The organism is Variovorax sp. 01N429, assembly GCF_056399425.1.
Genome location: NZ_JBFTRG010000009.1, coordinates 98,460 through 119,927, shown reverse-complemented (window position 1 = coordinate 119,927; position 21,468 = coordinate 98,460). Strand labels below are relative to the sequence as shown.

24 protein-coding genes are annotated in these 21,468 nt (G+C 64.2%); 12 read left to right on the top strand and 12 right to left on the bottom strand.

The genetic code is table 11. The features are described 5' to 3' along the window. The first annotated feature begins 10 nt into the window (after positions 1-10). The 5 genes from AC1DSF_RS17490 to AC1DSF_RS17470 are packed head-to-tail and all read left to right on the top strand — an operon-like array spanning position 11 to position 4,079. The gene (locus AC1DSF_RS17490) at positions 11-916 is read left to right on the top strand and encodes a sulfurtransferase (protein ID WP_478145115.1); all 906 of its coding nucleotides are present in this window, start codon (positions 11-13) and stop codon (positions 914-916) included. Then, the gene (locus AC1DSF_RS17485; RefSeq protein WP_478183168.1) at positions 913-1,482 is read left to right on the top strand and encodes a DUF2796 domain-containing protein; all 570 of its coding nucleotides are present in this window, start codon (positions 913-915) and stop codon (positions 1,480-1,482) included. Before AC1DSF_RS17490 ends, AC1DSF_RS17485 begins: the two co-directional genes overlap by 4 nt. Then, positions 1,479-2,201: an ABC transporter ATP-binding protein gene (locus tag AC1DSF_RS17480; RefSeq protein WP_478145117.1), complete on the top strand. Its 723-nt coding sequence runs from the start codon at positions 1,479-1,481 to the stop codon at positions 2,199-2,201. The genes AC1DSF_RS17485 and AC1DSF_RS17480 overlap by 4 nt, the downstream gene beginning before the upstream one ends. A 13-nt stretch (positions 2,202-2,214) precedes the next feature. Further along, positions 2,215-3,477 carry an ABC transporter permease gene (locus AC1DSF_RS17475; RefSeq protein WP_478125707.1) on the top strand — a complete coding sequence of 421 codons (1,263 nt, stop codon included), beginning with the start codon at positions 2,215-2,217 and terminating at the stop codon, positions 3,475-3,477. Positions 3,478-3,479: 2 nt separating this feature from the next. Next, entirely contained in the window at positions 3,480-4,079 is a 600-nt protein-coding gene (locus tag AC1DSF_RS17470) for a DUF3299 domain-containing protein (protein ID WP_478125706.1), read from the top strand. 30 nt (positions 4,080-4,109) lie between these two features. Here AC1DSF_RS17470 and AC1DSF_RS17465 read toward each other — a convergent pair whose 3' ends face one another. Continuing rightward, the gene (locus tag AC1DSF_RS17465) at positions 4,110-4,565 is read right to left on the bottom strand and encodes a GNAT family N-acetyltransferase (RefSeq protein WP_478125705.1); all 456 of its coding nucleotides are present in this window, start codon (positions 4,563-4,565) and stop codon (positions 4,110-4,112) included. Positions 4,566-4,639: 74 nt separating this feature from the next. Here AC1DSF_RS17465 and AC1DSF_RS17460 point away from each other — a divergent pair, with 74 nt between their 5' ends. Next, on the top strand, positions 4,640-4,849 hold the full coding sequence (locus tag AC1DSF_RS17460) for a dodecin (protein WP_478125851.1): 210 nt from the start codon (positions 4,640-4,642) through the stop codon (positions 4,847-4,849). Positions 4,850-4,996: 147 nt separating this feature from the next. Here AC1DSF_RS17460 and AC1DSF_RS17455 read toward each other — a convergent pair whose 3' ends face one another. The 4 genes from AC1DSF_RS17455 to AC1DSF_RS17440 form a co-directional block, all read right to left on the bottom strand. Beyond that, complete coding sequence (locus AC1DSF_RS17455) at positions 4,997-5,377, bottom strand: hypothetical protein (RefSeq protein ID WP_478183167.1); 381 nt, start codon at positions 5,375-5,377, stop codon at positions 4,997-4,999. Continuing rightward, the gene (locus AC1DSF_RS17450) at positions 5,361-6,263 is read right to left on the bottom strand and encodes a ZIP family metal transporter (RefSeq protein WP_478125703.1); all 903 of its coding nucleotides are present in this window, start codon (positions 6,261-6,263) and stop codon (positions 5,361-5,363) included. The genes AC1DSF_RS17455 and AC1DSF_RS17450 overlap by 17 nt, the downstream gene beginning before the upstream one ends. A gap of 75 nt (positions 6,264-6,338) precedes the next feature. Continuing rightward, the gene (locus AC1DSF_RS17445; RefSeq protein ID WP_478125702.1) at positions 6,339-7,115 is read right to left on the bottom strand and encodes an aspartate/glutamate racemase family protein; all 777 of its coding nucleotides are present in this window, start codon (positions 7,113-7,115) and stop codon (positions 6,339-6,341) included. 146 nt (positions 7,116-7,261) lie between these two features. Continuing rightward, positions 7,262-8,143: a transporter substrate-binding domain-containing protein gene (locus AC1DSF_RS17440; RefSeq protein ID WP_478125701.1), complete on the bottom strand. Its 882-nt coding sequence runs from the start codon at positions 8,141-8,143 to the stop codon at positions 7,262-7,264. A gap of 220 nt (positions 8,144-8,363) precedes the next feature. Here AC1DSF_RS17440 and AC1DSF_RS17435 point away from each other — a divergent pair, with 220 nt between their 5' ends. Beyond that, complete coding sequence (locus AC1DSF_RS17435) at positions 8,364-9,575, top strand: D-amino acid dehydrogenase (RefSeq protein ID WP_478183166.1); 1,212 nt, start codon at positions 8,364-8,366, stop codon at positions 9,573-9,575. Between the two features lie 17 nt (positions 9,576-9,592). Here the strand turns inward: AC1DSF_RS17435 and AC1DSF_RS17430 are convergent, their stop codons facing one another. The 6 genes from AC1DSF_RS17430 to xdhC form a co-directional block, all read right to left on the bottom strand. Beyond that, positions 9,593-10,804, bottom strand: coding sequence for a beta-ketoacyl-[acyl-carrier-protein] synthase family protein (locus AC1DSF_RS17430; RefSeq protein ID WP_478125700.1), 1,212 nt, complete (start codon positions 10,802-10,804; stop codon positions 9,593-9,595). Beyond that, complete coding sequence (locus AC1DSF_RS17425; RefSeq protein WP_478125699.1) at positions 10,801-11,061, bottom strand: acyl carrier protein; 261 nt, start codon at positions 11,059-11,061, stop codon at positions 10,801-10,803. Before AC1DSF_RS17425 ends, AC1DSF_RS17430 begins: the two co-directional genes overlap by 4 nt. Positions 11,062-11,112: 51 nt before the next feature. Beyond that, positions 11,113-11,847, bottom strand: coding sequence for a phosphatase PAP2 family protein (locus AC1DSF_RS17420; RefSeq protein ID WP_478125698.1), 735 nt, complete (start codon positions 11,845-11,847; stop codon positions 11,113-11,115). 67 nt (positions 11,848-11,914) lie between these two features. Then, positions 11,915-13,249 carry a glycerate kinase type-2 family protein gene (locus AC1DSF_RS17415; protein ID WP_478125697.1) on the bottom strand — a complete coding sequence of 445 codons (1,335 nt, stop codon included), beginning with the start codon at positions 13,247-13,249 and terminating at the stop codon, positions 11,915-11,917. Between the two features lie 121 nt (positions 13,250-13,370). Beyond that, the gene (locus tag AC1DSF_RS17410; protein ID WP_478125696.1) at positions 13,371-14,576 is read right to left on the bottom strand and encodes a urate hydroxylase PuuD; all 1,206 of its coding nucleotides are present in this window, start codon (positions 14,574-14,576) and stop codon (positions 13,371-13,373) included. Between the two features lie 206 nt (positions 14,577-14,782). After that, positions 14,783-15,595 (bottom strand): xanthine dehydrogenase accessory protein XdhC, encoded by an 813-nt coding sequence (gene xdhC, locus AC1DSF_RS17405; protein WP_478125695.1) that lies wholly within the window; start codon positions 15,593-15,595, stop codon positions 14,783-14,785. Between the two features lie 53 nt (positions 15,596-15,648). On the opposite strand from xdhC, the gene AC1DSF_RS17400 reads away from it, so the two are divergent. Beyond that, the gene (locus AC1DSF_RS17400) at positions 15,649-16,194 is read left to right on the top strand and encodes a hypothetical protein (protein ID WP_478125694.1); all 546 of its coding nucleotides are present in this window, start codon (positions 15,649-15,651) and stop codon (positions 16,192-16,194) included. Here the strand turns inward: AC1DSF_RS17400 and uraH are convergent. Next, complete coding sequence (uraH, locus tag AC1DSF_RS17395; protein WP_478125693.1) at positions 16,179-16,541, bottom strand: hydroxyisourate hydrolase; 363 nt, start codon at positions 16,539-16,541, stop codon at positions 16,179-16,181. The genes AC1DSF_RS17400 and uraH overlap by 16 nt on opposite strands. A 73-nt stretch (positions 16,542-16,614) precedes the next feature. Here uraH and AC1DSF_RS17390 point away from each other — a divergent pair, with 73 nt between their 5' ends. The 4 genes from AC1DSF_RS17390 to AC1DSF_RS17375 all read left to right on the top strand — a co-directional run bounded on the left by AC1DSF_RS17390 (position 16,615) and on the right by AC1DSF_RS17375 (position 21,463). Then, a complete protein-coding gene (locus tag AC1DSF_RS17390) occupies positions 16,615-17,289 on the top strand; it encodes a GntR family transcriptional regulator (RefSeq protein WP_478125692.1) in 675 nt (224 codons plus the stop codon). A 175-nt stretch (positions 17,290-17,464) separates the two neighbouring features. Then, positions 17,465-18,412: an allantoinase PuuE gene (gene puuE / locus AC1DSF_RS17385; protein ID WP_478125691.1), complete on the top strand. Its 948-nt coding sequence runs from the start codon at positions 17,465-17,467 to the stop codon at positions 18,410-18,412. Between the two features lie 4 nt (positions 18,413-18,416). Next, the gene (uraD, locus tag AC1DSF_RS17380) at positions 18,417-20,222 is read left to right on the top strand and encodes a 2-oxo-4-hydroxy-4-carboxy-5-ureidoimidazoline decarboxylase (RefSeq protein ID WP_478125690.1); all 1,806 of its coding nucleotides are present in this window, start codon (positions 18,417-18,419) and stop codon (positions 20,220-20,222) included. Positions 20,223-20,227: 5 nt separating this feature from the next. After that, positions 20,228-21,463: a M20 family metallopeptidase gene (locus AC1DSF_RS17375; RefSeq protein WP_478125689.1), complete on the top strand. Its 1,236-nt coding sequence runs from the start codon at positions 20,228-20,230 to the stop codon at positions 21,461-21,463. The last annotated feature ends 5 nt before the right edge of the window (positions 21,464-21,468 follow it).

Below are 21,468 nucleotides of genomic sequence, written 5' to 3'. Positions count from 1 at the left end.
AGGAGTTCGCATGTACACCACCCTCATCACTGTTGAACAACTGATCGGGCTGCAATCAAACGATGCGCGCATGATGGTGTTCGACTGCAGTTTCGACCTGATGAACCCCGAGTCCGGGGCGCTGCAATATCGCGCTGCGCACATCCCGGGCGCCGTGTACGCGAACCTCGACTCCGATCTCAGCGCCAAGCACGGCGTGCCGGGCGCACACGGCATATTGGTGGCGCAGGACGAAGGCCCGCCAGCCTCGGGGGGCCGCCATCCCTTGCCGAGCCGCGAAAAGTTCGCTGCGTGGCTGTCGAGCGTCGGATTTGCCAACGACATGCAAGCGGTGGTCTATGACCGCAACGGCGCCAACTACTGCGGCAGGCTCTGGTGGATGCTCAAGTGGATGGGTCACGATGCGGCGGCGGTGCTCGACGGCGGGCTGCAGGCTTGGCAGGCGGCGGGGGGCGCGGTCACCAACCGCGAGGAACCTTCGCACTTCCAGTCGAATTTCGTCGCCGGCCGGCCGCTGCTCGCGCTGGTCGATACAAAGAAGGTGGCAAGCCGGCTCGAGCAATCTGACCAGACGGTGATCGATGCACGCGCGGCGCAACGCTATCGCGGAGAGGTGGAACCACTGGACCCGATCGCCGGTCACATCCCCGGGGCCTTGAACCGGCCCTTTGCCGAGAACCTCGGTCCTGACGGGAAGTTCAAGCCGGCCGCGCAATTGCGCGCCGAGTTCGAATCATTGCTGGCGGGCCGGGACCCCTCGACGGTCGTCCACCAATGCGGCAGCGGCGTCAGTGCGGTGCCCAACCTGCTCGCGATGCAGATCGCGGGACTCGGTCCGACCGCGCTCTATGCCGGCAGCTGGAGCGAGTGGAGCAACACGCCGGGGCTGCCGACCCGGCAAGGCGCGCAACCATGACATCGATGAGCCGGCCAACTGTTTCGGCGCTTTTTTCGCGACTGCTTTCGCTCACCCTGGCCGCTTTCCTCGCGACTCCATTCGCCGCCCTCGCCCAGGCGCAACGTGCGCACGTGCATGGGCAGGTCAAGCTTGACGTCGTGATCGACGGCCCCACCGTCGTCATCAACATGGATTCGCCGCTCGACAACTTCGTCGGCTTCGAGCGTGCCCCCCGATCCGACGTCGAAAAGCTGGCCGCCGACAGTGCGATCGCCCAATTGCGCGCCGCCGATCAGCTCTTCAAGATCGACCCCACCGCCAATTGCAAGCTCGGTCCCGTGACGCTGCGATCCGCTGCCCTCGGCCTGGGCAAGACGGAGGGCGACGCAGCCGAGGGCCACGCGGATCTCGACGGCACCTTCGCCTTCAATTGCACCAACGCCTCAGCGGCGAAATTCATCGACATCGGCCTCTTCGATGCCTTCAAGGGCCCACGACAGATCGAAGCCCAGATCGCATCGCCGCAGGGCCAGTTCAAGCGAACGCTGAAGCGCCCAGCCGAACGCCTGGTCTGGAGCAAGTGACCGAGCCCGTGAGCTTCATCCTCTCGGCAGAATCGCTGCGCTTCGGCTGGCCAGGGGCCAAGTCCAAGTCTCCCTGCATCGACATCGAGCGGCTCGACATTGCCGCGGGCGAAGCCGTGTTCCTCCATGGCCCGAGCGGTTGCGGCAAAAGCACGCTGCTGTCCTTGCTGGCGGGCGTGCTGGTGGCCGATGCAGGGCGGGTCACGCTGCTCGGGCACGACTGGTCCGCCTTGTCGGGCGCCACGCGCGATCGCCTGCGGGTGGCGCATGTCGGCTACGTCTTTCAGCAGTTCAATCTGCTGCCCTATCTCAGCGTCCTGGACAACGTACTGCTGCCGTGCCGGTTTTCGGCGCGGCGCATGGCGCAAGCCACGCGCGACGGCGCCGCGCGGGCGCAGGCAGAAGATTTGCTCACGCAGATGGGCCTGGATGCCAGCCTGTGGCGTCGGCAAGCCGTGCAGTTGTCGGTCGGGCAACAGCAGCGCGTGGCCGCCGCGCGGGCGTTGATCGGCCACCCTGAGATCGTGATCGCCGACGAGCCGACCTCCGCGCTCGACGAAGACCGGCGCGAAGCCTTTCTCGACGTCTTGCTGGCAGCTTGCAAGACGAACCACAGCGCGCTCGTTTTCGTGAGCCACGACCAGCGCATCGCAGACCGCTTCTCGCGCCACGTGCTGCTGCCCGACATCAACCGGGCCGCATCCACGGAGGCCGCATGACCGGCCAGCGGCCATGACGGCACTCTTCGGCATCGCCTGGCACAGCGCCTGGAACCGCCGCTTCACGCTGGCGCTCACCGTGCTCTCGATCGCGTTGTCGACGTTTCTGCTGCTGGGCGTCGAACGCATTCGAACGGAGATGCGAGAGAACTTTTCCTCGTCGGTGTCCGGCACCGACCTGATCGTCGGGGCACGCACGGGCTCCACGCAGTTGCTGCTGTACTCGGTCTTCCGCATCGGCACGGCCACCAACAACGTGCAATGGAAGAGCGTGCAAGCGCTCGTCGCGCAACCCGCGGTGGATTGGGTGGTTCCGTTGTCGCTCGGCGACTCGCACCGCGGCTTCGCGGTGCTGGCGACCACGCCTGGATATTTCGAACACTTTCACTATGGCAATCGGCAACCGCTGCGCATGCGCGAAGGCAAGCCATTCGGTGATCTGTTCGATGCCGTGGTCGGTGCCGAAGTGGCCGACAAGCTCGGCTACCACATTGGCCAGAAGATCACGCTCGCGCATGGCGGCGGTGAACTCGACCTGTCCGATCATGCGGACAAGCCTTTCACGGTAGTCGGTGTCCTCGAACGCACCGGAACCCCGGTCGACCGCACGGTGCACATCGGCCTTCCGGCGATGGAAGCGATCCATCTCGAATGGATCGGTGGCGCGCCCATGCCGGGTGTGAAGATCCCGGCGGAGCAGGTGCGCAAGTTCGATCTCACGCCCAAGAACGTGACCGCTGCACTGGTGGGCCTGAAGAATCGTGCCGCCGTCTTCTCGGTGCAGCGCTGGGTCTCGACCTATGCCGGCGAACCCCTGATGGCCATCTTGCCCGGCGTTGCGCTGGACGAGTTGTGGAGCGTGATCGGCATCGGAGAAAACGCGCTGCTGCTGATGTCGGCGCTCGTGGCGCTGGTGAGCCTCGCAGGCCTGGTTTCAGTGGTGATGGCAAGCCTGAACGAGCGCCGCAGAGAGCTGGCCGTGCTGCGCGCGGTCGGCGCGAGCCTTTGGCATGTGATGGCGCTGCTCGCACTCGAAGGCGCTCTGGTCACCCTGCTGGGCGTGGCGATCGGCGTCGTGTTCACCGCATTCGGCATTGCCCTTCTCTCACCCTGGTTGCAATCGCAGTTCGGACTTGCCCTGCACTTGTCCGAACCTACACTGAATGAATGGACATTGCTCGCGAGCCTGATCGCGGCCGGCTGGATCGCCAGTCTGCTGCCGGGCATTCGCGCCTACCGTCTGTCGCTTGCCGACGGACTGTCTCCAAGGATCTGAACATGACACTGCGTCTTCCTGTCTCCTTTCTTCTGGCGGTCATTGTTGCCAGCGGCGCACTGGCGGCAGAGCCTTCGCCGCAGGCCACCTCGCCCACGAAGCCGCTCGGYGGCAAGCCTGCCGATGCCAAGACTTTGCCGGGCCAGCCGCGAATCATCTCGTGGGAAGAACTGGTGCCCAAGGATTGGGATCCCATGAAGGATCTCAAGGGCATGGACCTGAGCAAGCTCGACGACAGCGACCCGCGCGCCAACGAGATGCTGATGAAGCTCCAGGAAGCATCGAACAACGCGCCGACCAACGCCGCCATGAACGGCGTCGACGTGAAGATCCCGGGCTTCATCGTGCCGCTCGAAGAAAACAAGGGCGAGGTCACCGAATTCCTGCTGGTGCCGTACTTCGGGGCCTGCATCCACACACCGCCGCCGCCGGCCAACCAGATCCTGCATGTTCGCCCCAAGCAAGGAGCCAAGTTCCGCGCCATGGACACCGTGTGGGTCAGCGGCAAGCTGCAGACCGTGCGCAACGATTCGATGATGGGCGTGAGCGGCTATCACATCACCGCTGACGACGTCAGCAAATACACCGGCGGCGCGAAGTAGCGGCGACCGGGATTTCGACTGCGACGGCGACTACAGAGGCATCGTCATGAAGACGCTGTGCGGGTCATCGACGTAATCCGCGAACGGACCACAGCGCGTGAACCCGAACGATTCGTACAGCTTGTGCGCTGGCGCGAAAGCCTTCGTTCCGCCGGTTTCGAGGCTCAAGCGGGCATAGCCGCGCGCTTTCGCCTCTTCGATGATGCGGTGAACAACGGCGCGGGCGACCCCACGATTGCGATGTGCCTCCGCCGTTCGCATCGACTTGATTTCACCGTGCTCCGGCGAAAGCTCCCGAAGCGCGCCGCAACCCAGAAGCTGGTCGCCGTCCCACGCCGTCCAGAAGGTGACGTCCGGATGCCGCAGCTTCTCGATGTCCAGCGCGTGCACGCTGCCCGGCGGCGAAACCTCATGCATGCTGCGGAGGTGCTCGCCGAGCAATGCGTGGATCTGCGGACCTGAGAGATCGTCAACTCTGACTTGCATGACCAGAGAGGATATTCCAGCCCGAACGCCCCTGATGTGCCACCATGACGCAATCCATCGCCAAGGAAAACGCCATGTCCAACCACGTCTACAAGCTCATCGAGCTCACCGGCTCCTCCCCCACCAGCAGCGACGACGCCGTCAAGGCCGCCATCGCCAAGGCCAGCGAATCCGTCCGCAACATCCAGTGGTTCCAAGTCACAGAAACCCGCGGCCACGTAGTCAACGGCGAAGTCGCCCACTGGCAAGTAACCATCAAAGTAGGCTTCACCCTGGAAGCGTAAGGAAAACAGGGCCGCGCGAAGCGCGCCCGTTCCCCTTGGGGGCGAGCACCAGAAACACCGCGGAACTGGCTTTGCCAGGCCGCCGGTGTTGCCCCCGGTGGGGGGTGGAGAGCGACACGAAGTGCGCGAGCCTGGGGCGGAGCTCAGTCAATCAGGCGCCTGAATCACCCGATCGAATTCCTCGTCAGCCGGCACGTTGTCGGCATCCAGTTCGCTCGCATCCGTAAGGTCGATGCCCGTTTCTTCCGAAAGGTCGTCAGGTCCTTCGGCCTCCAGTTCGGAGTCCTCGAATTCGCCGTCTTCCGCGTCCTCCGGCAAGGTGTCTTCGGTTTCGTCGATCTCAGGTTCATCTGCGGCTTCTCCGGGACGCAGAAGGGGGTCGGCGCTGCTCATGATCTGACTCCTGGCTGACTGATATTGCGCATGATGCACCCCAAGTGTGAGCTCCGGTCGAACCAGCCGCTTGAACAAAGCGGCAACAAGCGTTTCAGAACGTGCGTTATGTGTCCATTCACTGCTGATGGCCATGCGCCTCGTGCGCGGCGCCCGCACCGTCGCTGCCGTGTTCATGGCCGTGCTCGCCGTGCGCGAGGCGACTCACCAGCGTCACGAGCGCGATACCGATGGCCAGCCACACGATCTGCATGGCCGTCTGGCGGGATGGCAGGCGCTTCTGCAGTTGGGGAATGAGGTCCGCGAGCGCGACATACACGAAACTGCTGGCAGCCAGAACGAGGAAATAAGGCAGCCATGCGTGAAGTCGGTCGACCAACCACCACCCGACCACACCGCCGAGCGCGGTCATCGTGCCGGCCAGCGACACTTTCACCAGCGCGGCCCGCTGATTCGCCGAACTCTGGCGAAGGACGATCAGGTCGCCGATGTGATGAGGCACCTCGTGCGCCAGCACCGCGACGGCGGCGACCAAGCCCAGGCGAAGGTCGGCGATGAATGCGGAAGCGATCAGGATTCCGTCGCCGAAGCAATGAACGCTGTCCCCCGTCAAGACGGCCCAGCCACCGCCCTTGCCGCTGCCGGCTTGCGCATGATGGTCCGCATGACCGTGCGAATGATCGTGTGAATGATCGTGTGCATGGGAATGGCCGTGACCATGGTGATGTTCATGCCCGTGGTGCCAGAGTTCAGCCTTGTCGAGCAGGAAGAAGAAAACCAGTCCGAACAGCAGCACGCCGAACAGCACGCCGGGCTCGATCCGGCTTTCGAAGGCTTCCGGCAGCAAGTGCATGAACGCAGTGGCCAGCAGCGCGCCCGCAGCCAGGCTCAACAGGTGCTGCGGATTCACGCCACCCGCGCCGCTTCTTCCCCTGACCCCGACGCGCAGCAACAGGGCAGCGATCCACACACTTCCGATGCCGGAAACCAGGGTCGCGGCGATGATGGCTAGCAAATTCATGACTACTTGCGCGTTGTTGTCAAAACAAAAGCCGTCCATCGGACGGCTCGGAGCGGGTTCATCTTATCAATCGTGTCAAGCCTGTCGGCGCGGCTCCTGCGCGTCACGTTCATTTGCAGTCGCTGCGTCATAGGCCCGCACGGCCAGCGCCGACGCCAGCACCCATGCAGGATCCACGAGCCGCAAGCCTTCAACCGCGGCGGAGCCATGCAGCCCCAGCGGGATCTCGGTGCAGCCCATGACGATGGCGACCTGTCCATGACGCTTCGCCAACTGCACGGCCACATCGGCAAAACACGATTCCGCCAGCACCATGTTGCCGGCCTTCACGCCGTCATAAATACCCCGCATCAGGATCTGGCGCTCGTCCGTCGTCGGCAGATGACACGCCATCCCCGCATCGGCCATCGCCTTTTCATAGAGCCCCACCCGATAGGTCCCTTCGGTCGCCATAAGCGCCACGTCTCTCACGCCCTGCGCAGCAAGATGGCCCGACACTTCGCGCGCCACGTGCAGGATCTCGACGTTCGGAAAGCGTGTCTGCAAAGCGCCGTGCCAGGCATGTGCCGTGTTGCACGCAATCGCCACTGCGCGACTGCCCAGCGCAGCAAGACGCCCCAGCGCCTGGAGCATCGGTTCGAGCGGCTGATGCGCGCCCAGATCGGACGAGTCCAGCGCACCGCTGCGATCCGGCACCGGCACCTGCGCCAGCCAGTGCTCCGGAAAGCCCTGGTCACTCACGGCCACGCCTCGCGCCCGCATCAGCCGCGCACAGGCCTCCACAAACAGCCGAACAAAGTCCGCCCCAGCCGCAGGCCCCATCCCGCCAAGAATGCCCACAGTCCGTGTCACTTCACACCTTCCAATAGTCAGTCACCCGCGCCCCGCCCCTTCCAGCCGAATTCCAGGAACACCGCGGACCGGCTTAGCCGGGCCGCCGGTGTTGCCCCCGGCAGGGGGTAGGAGGCCACACGAAGTGGGCAAGCCTGGGGGCGAACTCAAGTGGCGGGCTTGTCGCTGGGCGTCTTGATGTTTTCGCGCAGCTGAGGGCTCATCGGCAGGCCCAGCGCCGTACCGCGCGGCGGGATCGGCTGCATGAACCACTTGTCGTACATTTTTTCGAACGCACCGCTCTTCATGAGACCGATGATGGTGTCGTCCACCACCTTCTTGAAGGCGGGATCGTCCTTCGGCAGCATGCAACCGTAGGGCTCGACCTGCAGCGCATCGCCCACGACTTCGAAGTCGCCCGGGTTCTTGGCGTTGGCAATCTGCCCGAAGAGAAGGATGTCGTCCATGGCAAATGCCGCCGCGCGATCGGACTCCACGAGCAGGAAAGCATCGGCATGGTCCTTCGCAAGCACGATGTCCATGTCGAGGTTCTTCTCGGTGTTGTACTTGCGCATGACCATCGCGTTGGTGGTGCCGGTGGTGGTGGCCACGTTCTTCTTCGCCAGGTCCGGGTAGTTCTTGATCTTCGAGGACTTCTTCACCAGCAGTCGCGTGCCCGTGTAGAAGTGATTGATCGCAAACGCGACATCCTTGCCGCGCGCAGTGTTGTTGGTGGTCGATCCGCATTCGAGATCGATCGTGCCGTTCTGCAGCAAAGGAATGCGATTGGCCGACGTGACCGGCATCATCGCGACTTCGAGATTGGGTTTATTGAGCTTCTTCTTGACCGCCTCGACGACCGCATTCGAAAGCTCGACCGAGAAGCCGATCGGCTTGTTGCCATCGAGATAGCTGAAAGGCACGGAGGACTCGCGGTATGCCAGCGTGATCTTGCCGGTTTCGGCGATCTTCGCGAGAGTGTCGGCAGCTTGCGCGCCGGTCGCGATGCCAGCGAGCAAGACGGTGGCCATCAAGGCGGAAACTTTCATGCGAGCCCTTTCAGTGACTAGAACGATGAGGAAGATGCAACGGAGTGTAGGAAGCATTCCTGCGAGCGTCACAATTCCTTTTGCACGCATGCCCATGTCCAAATGTTATGGATGCCGCATCCCATGAGCTTTGGCTATGGCCCGCGGCGCTTTCGGCATTTCCCGGCCACGCTGCATGGCCCTAGAGTCGACCGCTCCAAACAACAAGAGGAATGACGTGATGCACGTGTGCGTGTTGGGCGCCGGCGTCGTGGGGCTGGCCACCGCATGGCAGTTGAACCGCCAGGGCTTCGAAGTCAGCGTGATCGACCGCGCGATACCCGGCGCCGGCGCGAGTGGCGGCAATGGCGCGCAGCTGAGCTATTCGTACGTGCAACCGCTGGCCGATCCATCGATATGGCGGCAGTTGCCAAAGCTGCTGCTGTCACCCGCCTCCCCGCTCAAACTGAAGCCGCAACTCGATCCGGTGCAGTGGCGTTGGGGCTTGGCTTTTCTCGCGGCTTGCAATGCGCAGACCTCGCGCGAGACCACGGCCCGCCTTCTCGCGCTGGCCGCCGAGAGCCGCGATGCGTTCGAGCAGATGCGCGCCGACATCGATCCCGACTGCGATTTCTCGGCCACCGGCAAGCTCGTGCTGTATTCAAGCGAAACGTCGCTCGAAGGCGCACGCCGGCAACTCGAGCTCCAACGCACGATGGGAAGCGAGCAGCGTCTGGTCACGCCCGACGAATGCATCGCGATCGAACCTGCGTTGGCGGATTACCGCGACCAGATGGTGGGCGCGATCCACACGCCCAGCGAGTGCGCGGCGGACTGTCTCAAGGTCTGCTCTGAGCTCGTGCGCGCCCTGCAGGCGCGCGGGGTGCGGTTTCTCCTGAACACCGAGATCAACGGCTTCGACATTCGCAGCGGCAAGGTCGTCGCCGTCCAAACGGGGAGCGGCGATGTCGCGGCCGATGCGTTCGTGATGGCGCTCGGGACCGCGTCGAACCGGCTAGGTCGGCAGTTGGGCGCTTATTTGCCCGTCTACCCGCTCAAGGGCTACAGCATCACGGTCGACGTCGATTCATCGCCCGGCGCGGCGCCCCGTGTGAACGTGACCGACAGTGCCCGCAAAGTGGTGTTCGCGCGCATCGGTTCTCGGCTGCGCGTGGCCGGCATGGCCGAGCTCGTGGGCCATGACGCCAGCATTCCTGCCACGCGCATCGAAACGCTCGCAGAAGCGACCCGCTCGGTGTTTCCGCGGGCGGGCCGGTTCGATTCACTGCATCCGTGGACTGGCATGCGCCCGGCAACGCCTACCGGCGTGCCGATGGTCGGCCGGCTGGCAAGCGCTCCGCGGAACATGCTCTTCAATACGGGCCACGGTGCGTTGGGGTTCACCCTGGCCTTCGGTTCCGCCCGGCAAATCGGCCGGGATCTGGGCGGCTGATCACCGCGCCATGAGGCTCAGGTGCGCGTGAACAGAAGCACCGAGTTCGTGCCGCCGAACGCAAATGAATTGCTGATCGCAGCTTGGAGCCCGGGCGCCGCCATGCCTGATGCCGGTGTCAGGTTCAGCCTGCAGTCCGGATCCTGCGCGGCGCAATGGGCGTTGGGAGGCAGTTCGCGCGCTTGCAAGGCCAGCACGGTCACAGCCGCCTCCAGCGCACCGGCAGCTCCAAGCAAGTGGCCGTGCAAGGCCTTGGTCGAGCTGACACTCAACTGGTCGAGGTCGTCACCCCACACTTCGGCCAGGGCTGCGCTCTCGACCAAGTCGCCGATGCGCGTGGCCGTGCCGTGCGCGTTGCAGTAACCGACGTCACGCGCTTGCAATCCAGCCTGCCGCAAGGCTTGCCGAACGGCCCGTGCCTGGCCGTGCGAATCGGGCTTGGTCAGGTGCGAGGCATCGCAGCTCTGACCCCAGCCGGCGAGCATGGCGCGAATGCGCGCGCCACGTGCGCGAGCGCGTTCGGCGGATTCAAGGACTAGAAAAGCGGCGCCCTCGCCCAGCGCGAAACCCTTGCGATCGCTCGCGAACGGTCGAATGGCCGTCGCCTCTTCGCCAGGCGCGAAGCTGGCGAGTGTCTGCATGGCCTGCCACGCCATGATGACGCCGGGCACGATGAGAGCCTCGCTGCCGCCGGCGATCGCCAGGTCCACGTCTCCGCGCTGGATCGCCTTCGCGGCTTCGGCGATGGCGATGCTCGATGACGCGCAAGCAACCGAATAGGTCAACACCGGCCCATGAACTCGATGGCGCATCGCGATATGCGAGGCCGGCGCATTGGGCATATAGGCGGGAATGGTCAAGGGCGGCACGCGGCCGTTGCCACGGTAGGCAGCATCCAGGGACGCCGCGCCGCCCATTCCGCAGCCAGCGAACACGCCGACACGCTCAGGATCGAGTCCGGCGGCCGCGGCCGCGATGCCAGCGTCGCTCATTGCCATGTCCGCTGCTGCAACCGCAAGTTGGCTGACGCGGTCGACCCCGGCAAGCTGAAGCTTGGTAAACCAACGGGATTCGTCGAACGCCACGGTCGCTGCCGCGGCGGGTTTTGGCAGGTCCGGGAAAACAGGCCTGAGCGCGGACTCGCCTCGCAGCAGCGCCAAGAACATCGCGTCAGGATCTTCGCCGTGCGGCGCCACGACGCCCAGGCCGGTGACCGCTATCGGGTTCACGTCGTCTGCGATGCTCGCGCCTTGTCGACCACGGCGGCCAGCTCGGCCAAGGTGTCGATGTTCGGGTCGTCGTCCGGCATCGTGATGCCGAAGTGGTCTTCGATCGCGAAAACGAATTCGACCAAAGCCAACGAATCGAAGCCTTTCTCGCGCATGGAGGCGTTGGGGTCGAGTCCCGACGCTTCGATGCCGTACTTCTCGTGGATGAGATCCTGCAGTTCCTTGAGCGAACTCTGTGATGCGGTGTCTGTCGTCATACTCTGGCCGTCGACCGGCCGACGGCAATGTTGGTTGTGCCTGCCCGCAACTCAACCCCTCCTGGGCAGTGAAATTCCATGATATCCGCTCCGCCTTTGCGCCCATTCGCCTCGTCCCGGGCGCCAATGCAATGACGGAAGCGCGAAGGCAACCCCCAGCAGCGCGCCGGCAACGGCATCGAGCACCACGTGTTGCCTCACGGCCAGGGTCGAATACGCAATCGCGGCAAACCACGCCCAGTTGATCAGCCGAAGCCACACTGGCGCTCGCGCCCCGCGAAGAATGTGTTCGACCCAGATGGCGGTAAAGATCGCGATCGCCACGTGCATCGATGGGCAGGCGTTGCCCGCAGCGTCGACGCCCTGGAGGATGGCAAAGCCCGGGAAGTCGGAGGTGTCGGTGGAGATCGGCGGGATCTGGGTCGGCCAGAGATAGAAGAGGCCGAGGCCGGTCAGGCAGAGGGCGCCCACCCACAGGCCATACGAGACCAACTCCTTGAAAGTGAGTTGAAGCCCCGGTGCCACGCCCACATAGACCCACAACGAAAAATAGGCAATAAGCGCTTGCGGCTGGAATGGGATCAGATGGTCGAGCGCCGTCAAAGGCATCACCGTGACCGGATTGACTGGCTCGCGCAGGAGATGAAAGTATCCGAGGAAGAAGACCCAGGTAAAGGCCGTGGTTCCGGCCACTTTCAAGAGCAGATGCCGACGAATCCGCAGGCCGATGTCGGCGGTCCAGCGATGGGCTGGATAGGACACGAGGCCCAGATGGCTTTGATTCATGCAGTCGGTGTTTTCGGTTTTCCCGGGGGCGAAGCATGCCTGTTGCCCGCTCGAACCGCAAACCTGATTACAGAATCAACAATGCCCGAAAGTCATTGACGTTGGTGTGTGTCGGTCCAGTGACCAGCAAATCGCCGATCGCGTCGAAGTAGCCGTAGGCGTCGTTGCGGTCGAGGTGATCGTTGAGCTTTCGGCCCGCGGCCTCGGCGCGGCCAAGCGTGTCGGGCGTGACGAAGGCACCGGCATTGTCTTCGACGCCGTCGATGCCGTCGGTGTCGGCGGCGAGTGCCCAGATGTCATCGCGGCCCGCGAGCGCACCAGCCAGGCCCATGCAGAACTCGCCCGCGCGGCCGCCTCGGCCTTTGGCTTGTCCGGGCCGGCGCGGGCGGATCGTGACGGTGGTTTCTCCGCCCGAGAGAATGACGCATGGCCGGGCAAAAGGCTCTCCGCGCAAGGACACCGAGCGTGCCAGCGCGCCATGCACCTTGCCGACTTCGCGTGATTCGCCTTCCATTTCGTCACTGAGGATGTGCGCCACGACGCCCGCCGCGCGTGCCGCCGCCGCAGCGGCTTCCAGCGATTGCTGGGGCGTGGCGATCAGGTGCGTCACGTGGTTCTTGAACACGGCGTCGTCGGGCTTGGGCGTTTCGAGGGCCCCGCTTTCGAGCCGGGCGCGCACGGGCGCCGGCACTTCGATGCGGTAGCGGTCGAGAATTGCCAGCGCGTCGGCGCACGTGCTTGCATCGGGCACCGTAGGACCGCTGGCGATGACGGCCGGGTCATCGCCGGGAACATCGCTGATCGTGAGCGTCACGACCTGCGCCGATCCGCAAGCAGCCGCCAGGCGCCCGCCCTTGATGCGCGACAGGTGCTTGCGCACGCAGTTCATTTCGCCGATGTGAGCGCCCGATTCGAGCAACTGCGTGTTGATGCGCTGCTTGTCCGCCAAGGTCAGTCCTTCGGCCGGCAACGTCAGCAACGACGAGCCGCCGCCCGAAATCAGGCACAGCACCAGGTCATCGGCCGTGAGCCCCTGGGTCAGGGCCAGGATGCGCTCGGCGGCCTTCATCCCTGCTTCGTCGGGCACGGGATGCGCTGCCTCGACAACCTCGACGCGCTGCGCCAACCCTTCGGGACGCGGCGGAACATGACCGTAGCGCGTCACCACCAGCCCCGACAGCGGCGCCTCGGCCGGCCAGAGTGCCTCCAGCGCCTGCGCCATTGATGCGCCGGCCTTGCCCGCGCCAAGGACCAGAGTGCGCCCCTTCGGCGGCTCCGGAAGACAAGGGCCCATGCTCGCAAGCGGCAGCGCGCGTTCGACCGCCACCCGATAGAGATGTTCAAGAAATTGACGCGGCGCGCCCTGAGCGTCGGGAATGGGCGAAGTGTTCAAAGAGCTCATGATCTTTCCTTGTCTCCCCACATTGTCTCAACCCCACTGCCAGCCACCGCCCGCCACCACCTGCCAGAGGGCCGCCGCGCTCGGCTGGGCGAAGCGACACGCAGTGCGCGCAGCCTGGGGGTTACTTGGTACTTGCTCCGCCCTCGAACCACTTGGCGATCAGCCCACGCTCGGCATCGGTGATGCCGGTCGCATTGTTCATCGGCATGATCTTCGTCACGACCACCTGCTGATAGACCGCCTGGGCGTGCGCCGCGACCTGATCGGGCGCGTCGAGCCGCACGTTTTTCATCTGCACCTGCGCGCCGTGGCACATGTAGCAACGTTGCTCGAGCACCTTCTGGATTTGGGCGAACGACACCTTTTGCGACGCTGCGCCAGCCACCGGCTCAGCAGCGGGCTCCGGCTTCATCCACACAATGCTCAGGCCGAGCACCGCAACACCGAAGAGCGCATACGGAGCGGGATTGCGCGCGTTGCCCAGCTTGAACCGATGGCGCACCACGAAGAACTGCCGGATCCCCGCGCCACCGAGCATGATCAGCAGCAGCACGATCCAGTTGTACTTGTGCGTGTACGTAAAGCTGTAGTGGTTGCTCAGCATCGCGAACAGCACCGGCAGCGTGAAGTAGGTGTTGTGCACGCTGCGCTGCTTGCCGCGCTGCCCGTGGATCGGATCGACAGGCCTGCCTTCGCGCAGCGCCGCGACGTTTTTGCGCTGGCCAGGGATGATCCAGAAGAAGACATTGCCGCTCATGGTGGTCGCCATCATGGCGCCGACCAGCAGGAACGCAGCGCGGCCGGCGAACCAGTGGCATGCGAGCCATGCGGCAAACGCGATGAAGATCGCCACCAGCACACCAACGATGGTGTCGCCGTTCTTGCGTTGACCAAAGACCTGGCAGATGCTGTCGTACACCATCCAGAAAACCACGAAGAAGGCCACTGCCACGGCAATGGCAGCCCCGGGCTGCCAGTCCATCTTCGATTTGTCGATGAGGTAGGTGCTGGCATTCCACAGGTAGGACATCGTGAAGAGCGCGAAGCCCGTGAGCCACGTCGAATAGCTCTCCCAGTACGACCAGTGCAGATGGTCCGGCAGCCGCTTGGGCGCCAGCGCGTACTTCTGCATGTTGTAGAAGCCGCCGCCATGCACCGCCCATTGCTCGCCGCCGACCCCCTTGTCCAGCGATTCCTGGTCTTCCGGCTTTTCGAGGCTGTTGTCCAGCATCACGAAGTAGAAGGAAGCGCCGATCCATGCGATGGCGGTGATGACGTGGACCCAGCGCAGCAGCAGATTGGCCCAGTCGAGGTAATAGCTTTCCATTGACTCTCAACCTTGTCGGCGTGTGAGGACGCCGTGGTGTTCAGGCCTGCTCACCACTGCGGGCGCTGTAAGCAGAAATAGTGCCGCGAACGCAGGCCATCGAATGGGCCTCGCTCCGCTGCGGCTTGTGGACTGAAGTGTATACACTCTTGCGAGGGAAGTTTCGGGTTTTGCGCGACGCGACGTGCTGGAAAACCCTGAGCGCCTCATGCGGACGGAAGCGATTGCAACAACTGTGCCGCCACGGCCACCGCGATCACTTCGGGCTCTTTGCGCGTGATGCCGGGCACGCCGATCGGGCAAGTCACGCGGTCCATCTCTTCGGCCGTAAAACCGCGCGCCTCGAGACGATGACGAAAGGTCGCCCATTTCGTCTTGCTGCCGATCAAGCCGATGTAAGGGAGATCGTCGCGCTCGCGAAGGCGCTTCAAGCAGGCGATCACGATATCCAGATCTTCGGCATGGCTGAAGCTCATGATCAGCACGCGCGAGCCCGGCGCGAGCTGCGCCACCGCTTGCTGCACGGGTTCGGAATATTCGGTGTCGATCTGCGCCGGAAGGTCTTCGGGGAAGATGCCGTCGCGGCTGTCGATCCAGCGCACGGCAAACGGCAAGGTCGCGAGCAGCCGCGCCAGTGCCGCGCCGACGTGACCGCCCCCGAACAAGGCCACCGGCTCGAGATGGGCCAGCAGGTCGGATTGCAGCGCCTTCGCGTCGGATGCGTCGATGCGGCGGTACGACAGAAACACGACACCGCCGCAACACTGGCCGAGACTCGGGCCCAGCGGATAGCGCCGCACGCCTTCGATGGGCGGGCCGCCCGCGAGCCAGGCGCGCGCTTCATCGGCCGCCTGGAATTCGAGTTGGCCGCCGCCGATGGTGGCGGTCAGCCCATCAGCCCACACAGCCATCCACGTGCCCGCCTCGCGCGGCACGGATCCCTGGGTTGATTCGACGCGCACAAGAATGCCGGATTCACCCTGCAAGCGCGCAAGCAGTTCGTCCACGGCGCCGGTCATGGACGAAACCTCACGTTGCGGAAGCCAGACCCAGTCACGGTATAACCGCGCCGATGAAATTGCAGATCACGTCGCGCCGCCTCGCACTGACGGCCGCCCTTGCCTCCAGCCTGTGGCTGGTCGGTTGCGGTACCGCCCCGCTGACTGGGGCCGTCCCAGGCCAGCTCAGCAACGCCAAGCCCGACCCGGGCGACAGCAGCCGCCCCCGGCCGCGCGCATCGACCGCGGCGACGGCCCGCGACTACCGGCGCGATGCCGCACGCCACGTCTATGACATCAACAAGCGCCGCATCTATGAAGGCCAGTTGCCGCCGCTGCTCTATGCGGTCGGCACGTTGCAGGTCGATCTCGACGCGAGCGGCAACGTCGTGTCGATGCACTGGATGCGCGCACCGCAGCATGCGCCCGAGGTGATTGCCGAGATCGAGCGCACCGTGCTTTCGGCAGCGCCCTTTCCGGCCCCGACCCGAATGGGCAAGGTGACTTGGACCGATACCTGGCTGTGGGACGAAGGGGGGCATTTCCAGCTCGACACATTGACCGAAGGGCAATTGCAAGGCTTTCAAGACTCGAACGGCTCGGGTCACGAACCCCTGTAGGTCGAGTAGCTCCAGGGGCTCACCAGCAACGGCACGTGATAGTGCTGGTCGGTGCGCGCAACACCAAAATCGAGCGCCACGCGATTCAGGAAATTAGGCTCCGGCAGATCCACGCCGCGCGCCTTGAAATAACCGGCGACATCGAAAACGAGGCGGTAAGTGCCGGCCCTCAACGAGTTGTTGTCGTAGAGCGGGCCATCGCTGCGCCCATCGGCATTCAGCGTGAAGCGCCTGACGAGCGTGGCACGCGCGTCTTCGCCAGTGCCGTCGGTGGTGAACAAGGCGACCTCCATGCCGGCGGCCGGCGTGCCGTGCATCGTGTCCAGTACGTGGGTGCTCAGGCCCATGGATGTGCTCCTTAGTGCATTGGGGAAACTGCGGTCGACAAAAGTGTATACAGTTCCTGGCTTTGGGTCTATCATGAAAAACATGGACTCGACCACGACCCGCGCCATCGTCGACGCACTCACCAAGGCCATTGTGGAACACCGGCTTCAACCCGGCAGCAAGCTCGCCGAACAGAAGCTGGCGGACCACTTCGGCGTGTCGCGGACGCTGGTGCGCCAGGCGCTCTTTCAGCTTTCGCAGAACAAGCTGATCCGCCTCGAACCGGCGCGCGGCGCATTCGTCGCCGCACCCGAGGTCGACGAGGCCAAGCAGGTGTTCGCAGTGCGCCGCATGCTCGAAGCGGAAATGACGCGCGCCTTCGTCCGCAGCGTGACGCCGGCCAAGATCAAGGCGCTCAAGGAGCACGTGGCGCTCGAAAAGGCCGCAGTTTCCGGCGAGGATATTTCCGGCCGCACCGAACTGCTCGGCGATTTTCACGTTCGCATGGCCGAACTCATGGGCAACGCGGTGTTGGCGCAGATCCTCGGCGAACTGATCTCGCGCTGCGCGCTGATCACGCTCATGTACCAAAGCGCGAGCGCGGCCGAGCATTCGAACGACGAGCACGCCGACATCGTGAAGGCGCTGGCCGCCAAGGACGAAGAACGCGCCGTGCGCCTGATGACCGAACACCTCGAGCACGTCGAAGCCAACCTCACCTTTGACCGCAAGGTCCCCACCCACGACATCAGCCTAGCATTGGCATGAAAAACACCCCCGTTGCTTGCTCAGTTCGTGTTTCACCAACGAGCCTGGCTGTGCCGGCTGCGCGAAGCGCGCCCGTTCAGAGGCAGCCATGGAACCGGCTTCGCCGGGCCATCGGCGGCGCCCCCGGCAGGGGGTGGGCGCCCGACACGAAGTGCGGGCAACCTGGGGGCGAGCAATGATTTACGACACCACCCTGCCCTATCCGCGCGATCTCGTCGGCTACGGCCGCAATCCGCCGCATGCGCAATGGCCCGGCAACGCGCGCATTGCCGTGCAGTTCGTGCTGAACTATGAAGAAGGCGGCGAGAACTGCGTGCTGCATGGCGACGCGGGCTCCGAGCAATTCCTCTCGGAGATGTTCAATCCCGCGAGCTTTCCGGACCGCCACATCAGCATGGAAGGCATCTACGAGTACGGTTCGCGCGCCGGCGTGTGGCGCATCCTGCGCGAATTCGAGAAGCGAAGCTTGCCGCTGACGGTCTTCGGCGTCGGCATGGCCCTGGAGCGCTATCCCGAACTGGCCGTTGCCTTCAAGGAACTGGGCCACGAGATCGCCTGCCACGGCTGGCGCTGGATTCACTACCAGGGCCTGGACGAAGCGACCGAGCGCGAGCACATGCGCCTGGGCATGCAGGCCATCGAACAGCTCACCGGCGAGCGTGCGCTCGGCTGGTATACGGGCCGCGACAGCCCGCGCACCCGCCGTCTGGTGGCCGACTACGGCGGCTTCGAGTACGACAGCGACTACTACGGCGACGATCTCCCTTTCTGGATGAAGGTGCGCAAGACCGATGGCAATGTCGTGCCCCAGCTGATCGTGCCTTACACGCTCGATTGCAATGACATGCGCTTTGCACTGCCGCAGGGCTACTCGCACGCCGACCCGTTCTTCCAATACATGAAGGACAGCTTCGACGCGCTGTATGCCGAAGGCGACGAGGCACCGAAGATGATGAGCATCGGCATGCACTGCCGCCTGCTCGGACGACCCGGCCGCATTACCGCGCTGCAACGCTTTCTCGACCACATCGCTGCGCACGACCGCGTCTGGGTGTGCCGCCGACTCGACATCGCGCGGCACTGGAAGGCGACGCATCCCTATGTCGCCACGAACGGAGACTGATTCCATGGCCACCACCGCACCCGCAACTCTCGGCACTCTCACCATTGACCAGCTCAATGCCGCATCCACCGAAGCGTTGGTTTCGCTGCTCGACGGCGTCTACGAGCACTCGCCATGGATTGCCGAACGCGCAGCCAAGGCGCGCCCCTTTCGTTCGCTGGCGCACCTGAAACATGCGTTGGTCCAAGTCGTCACCGCGGCATCGCGCGACGAACAACTGGGCCTCATCCGTGCCCACCCTGAACTCGCCGGCAAGGCGATGGTCAGCAAGAGCCTCACCGCTGAATCGACGAACGAGCAGAACAAGGCGGGCCTCACCAACTGCACGCCTGAAGAGTTCGCCAAGATCCAGCAGCTCAATGCCGACTACAACGCCAAATTCGGTTTTCCGTTCATCCTTGCCGTGCGCGGGCCGCGCGGCACCGGCCTTCTCAAGCGGGAAATCATCGACACCTTCGAGCGCCGGCTGCATCACCATCCCGACTTCGAAATCGGCGAGGCGCTGCGCAACATCCATCGCATCGCCGAGATCCGGCTCGACGATAAATTCGGCGTCGAACCCACATTGGGCAATGACGTGTGGGACTGGCATGAAAAGCTCGCGGTACACACCGATCCCGGCTATGCGGAAAAGGGACAACTCACCGTCACCTATCTCACCGATGCGCACCGCGCCTGCGCGCAGCAGATCGCGCAGAACATGCGCGATGCCGGCTTCGACAGCGTGAACATCGATGCGGTCGGCAATGTGGTCGGCCGCTACGAAGGCAGCACACCCGGCGCCAAGACCCTGCTGACCGGCTCCCACTACGACACCGTTCGCAACGGGGGCAAGTACGACGGCCGGCTCGGCATCTTCGTGCCCATGGCCTGCGTTCGCGAACTCAAGCGCCAGAACCGCCGGCTGCCCTTCGGCTTCGAAGTGGTCGGGTTTGCCGAAGAAGAAGGCCAGCGCTACAAGGCGACCTTTCTCGGTTCTGGTGCGCTGATCGGGCATTTCGATCCGAGCTGGCTCGACCAGAAGGACGCCGACGGCATCACCATGCGCGAAGCGCGCCAGCATGCCGGGCTTAAGGACGAGGACATCCTGAAGATCCAGCGCGATCCGTCGAAGTACCTCGGTTTCGTCGAAGTGCACATCGAGCAAGGCCCCGTGCTGACCGAACTGGATCTGCCACTGGGTATCGTCACCTCGATCAACGGCAGTGTGCGCTATGTCGGCGAGGTGATCGGCATGGCGAGCCACGCCGGCACGACACCCATGGACCGCCGGCGCGATGCTGCTGCGGCGGTGGCGGAACTCATACTGTTCGCGGAAAAGCGGGCGGCAAAGGATGGCGATTCTGTCGCAACCGTCGGAATGCTCGAAGTGCCGAACGGCTCCATCAACGTGGTACCGGGCCGTTGCAAGTTCAGTCTGGACCTGCGTGCGCCGAACAACGCGCAGCGCGACGCATTGGCCGAAGACGTGCTGAATGCGCTGAAGGAAATCTGCGAGCGCCGCGGCGTGCGCCACACGCTCGAGGAGACCATGCGCGCCGCAGCGGCGCCGAGCGCCCCCGAGTGGCAGAAGCGCTGGGAAAAGGCCGTGGACGCATTGGGCGTGCCGCTCTTTCGCATGCCCAGCGGCGCGGGCCATGATGCGATGAAGCTGCACGAGGTCATGCCGCAGGCCATGCTCTTCGTGCGCGGCATCAATTCGGGCATCAGCCACAACCCGCTCGAATCGAGCACCAACGACGACATCCAGCTGGCGGTGCAAGCCTTTCAGCTGCTGCTCGATGACCTCGCCACCGCACAAGCCACCTGAACATCATGACCGACTACAACAAACTCGACGCCTGGATCGACGCGCACTTCGACGAGGAAGTGCGCTTTCTGCAGGAACTCGTGCGCGTGCCCACCGACACGCCGCCCGGCAACAACGCGCCGCACGCAGACAGAACCGCGGAGCTGATCCAGGCCTTCGGCTTCGAGGCTGAAAAGCACGCAGTGCCAGCGCAGGAGGTGAAGGACTACGGTCTCGAATCGATCACCAACCTGATCGTGCGACGCAAGTACGGCAATGCTGGCGGTGGCGGCATCACGGTGGCACTGAACGCCCACGGCGATGTGGTCCCGCCCGGCGAAGGATGGACACACGACCCCTATGGCGGCGAAATCGACAACGGCAGCCTCTATGGCCGTGCCGCGGCAGTGAGCAAGAGCGATTTCGCGAGCTTCACCTTTGCGCTGCGCGCGCTCGAAGCCGTCGCCAAGCCGACCCGAGGCAGCGTCGAACTGCACTTCACATATGACGAGGAGTTCGGCGGCATCCTCGGCCCCGGCTGGTTGCTCAAGCAGGGGCTGACCAAGCCTGACTTGATGATCGCCGCCGGATTCAGCTATGAAGTGGTCACCGCGCACAACGGCTGCCTGCAGATGGAAGTCACCGTACACGGCAAGATGGCGCATGCCGCCATCCCGACCACCGGCGTCGACGCACTAGGGGGCGCGGTGCACATCCTCAATGCGCTCTATGCGCAGAACACGCTCTATCAGCAAGTGACTTCGAGGGTCGAAGGCATCACGCATCCGTACCTCAACGTCGGCCGTATCGAAGGTGGCACCAACACCAACGTGGTCCCCGGCAAGGTGGTGTTCAAGCTCGACCGCCGCATGATCCCCGAGGAGAACCCCGTCGAAGTCGAAGCCACCATCCGCAAGGTGATCACCGACAGCGCGGCGCAGATGCCGGGCATCAGCGTCGACATCAAGCGACTGCTCCTGGCCAATTCGATGAAGCCGATGCCAGGCAACAAGCCGCTGGTGGACGCGATCCAGAAGCACGGCGAGGCGATTTTCGGGGAGCCGATCAAGGCGATGGGAACGCCGCTCTACACCGATGTACGGCTGTACGGTGAAGCCGGCATTCCGGGCGTGATCTACGGCGCCGGCCCGCGCACCGTCCTCGAATCGCACGCCAAGCGCAACGACGAGCGGGTGGTACTTGAAGACTTGCGACGCGCAACCAAGGTGATTGCGCGGACCTTGAGCGACCTGCTCGCCTGAGGCTG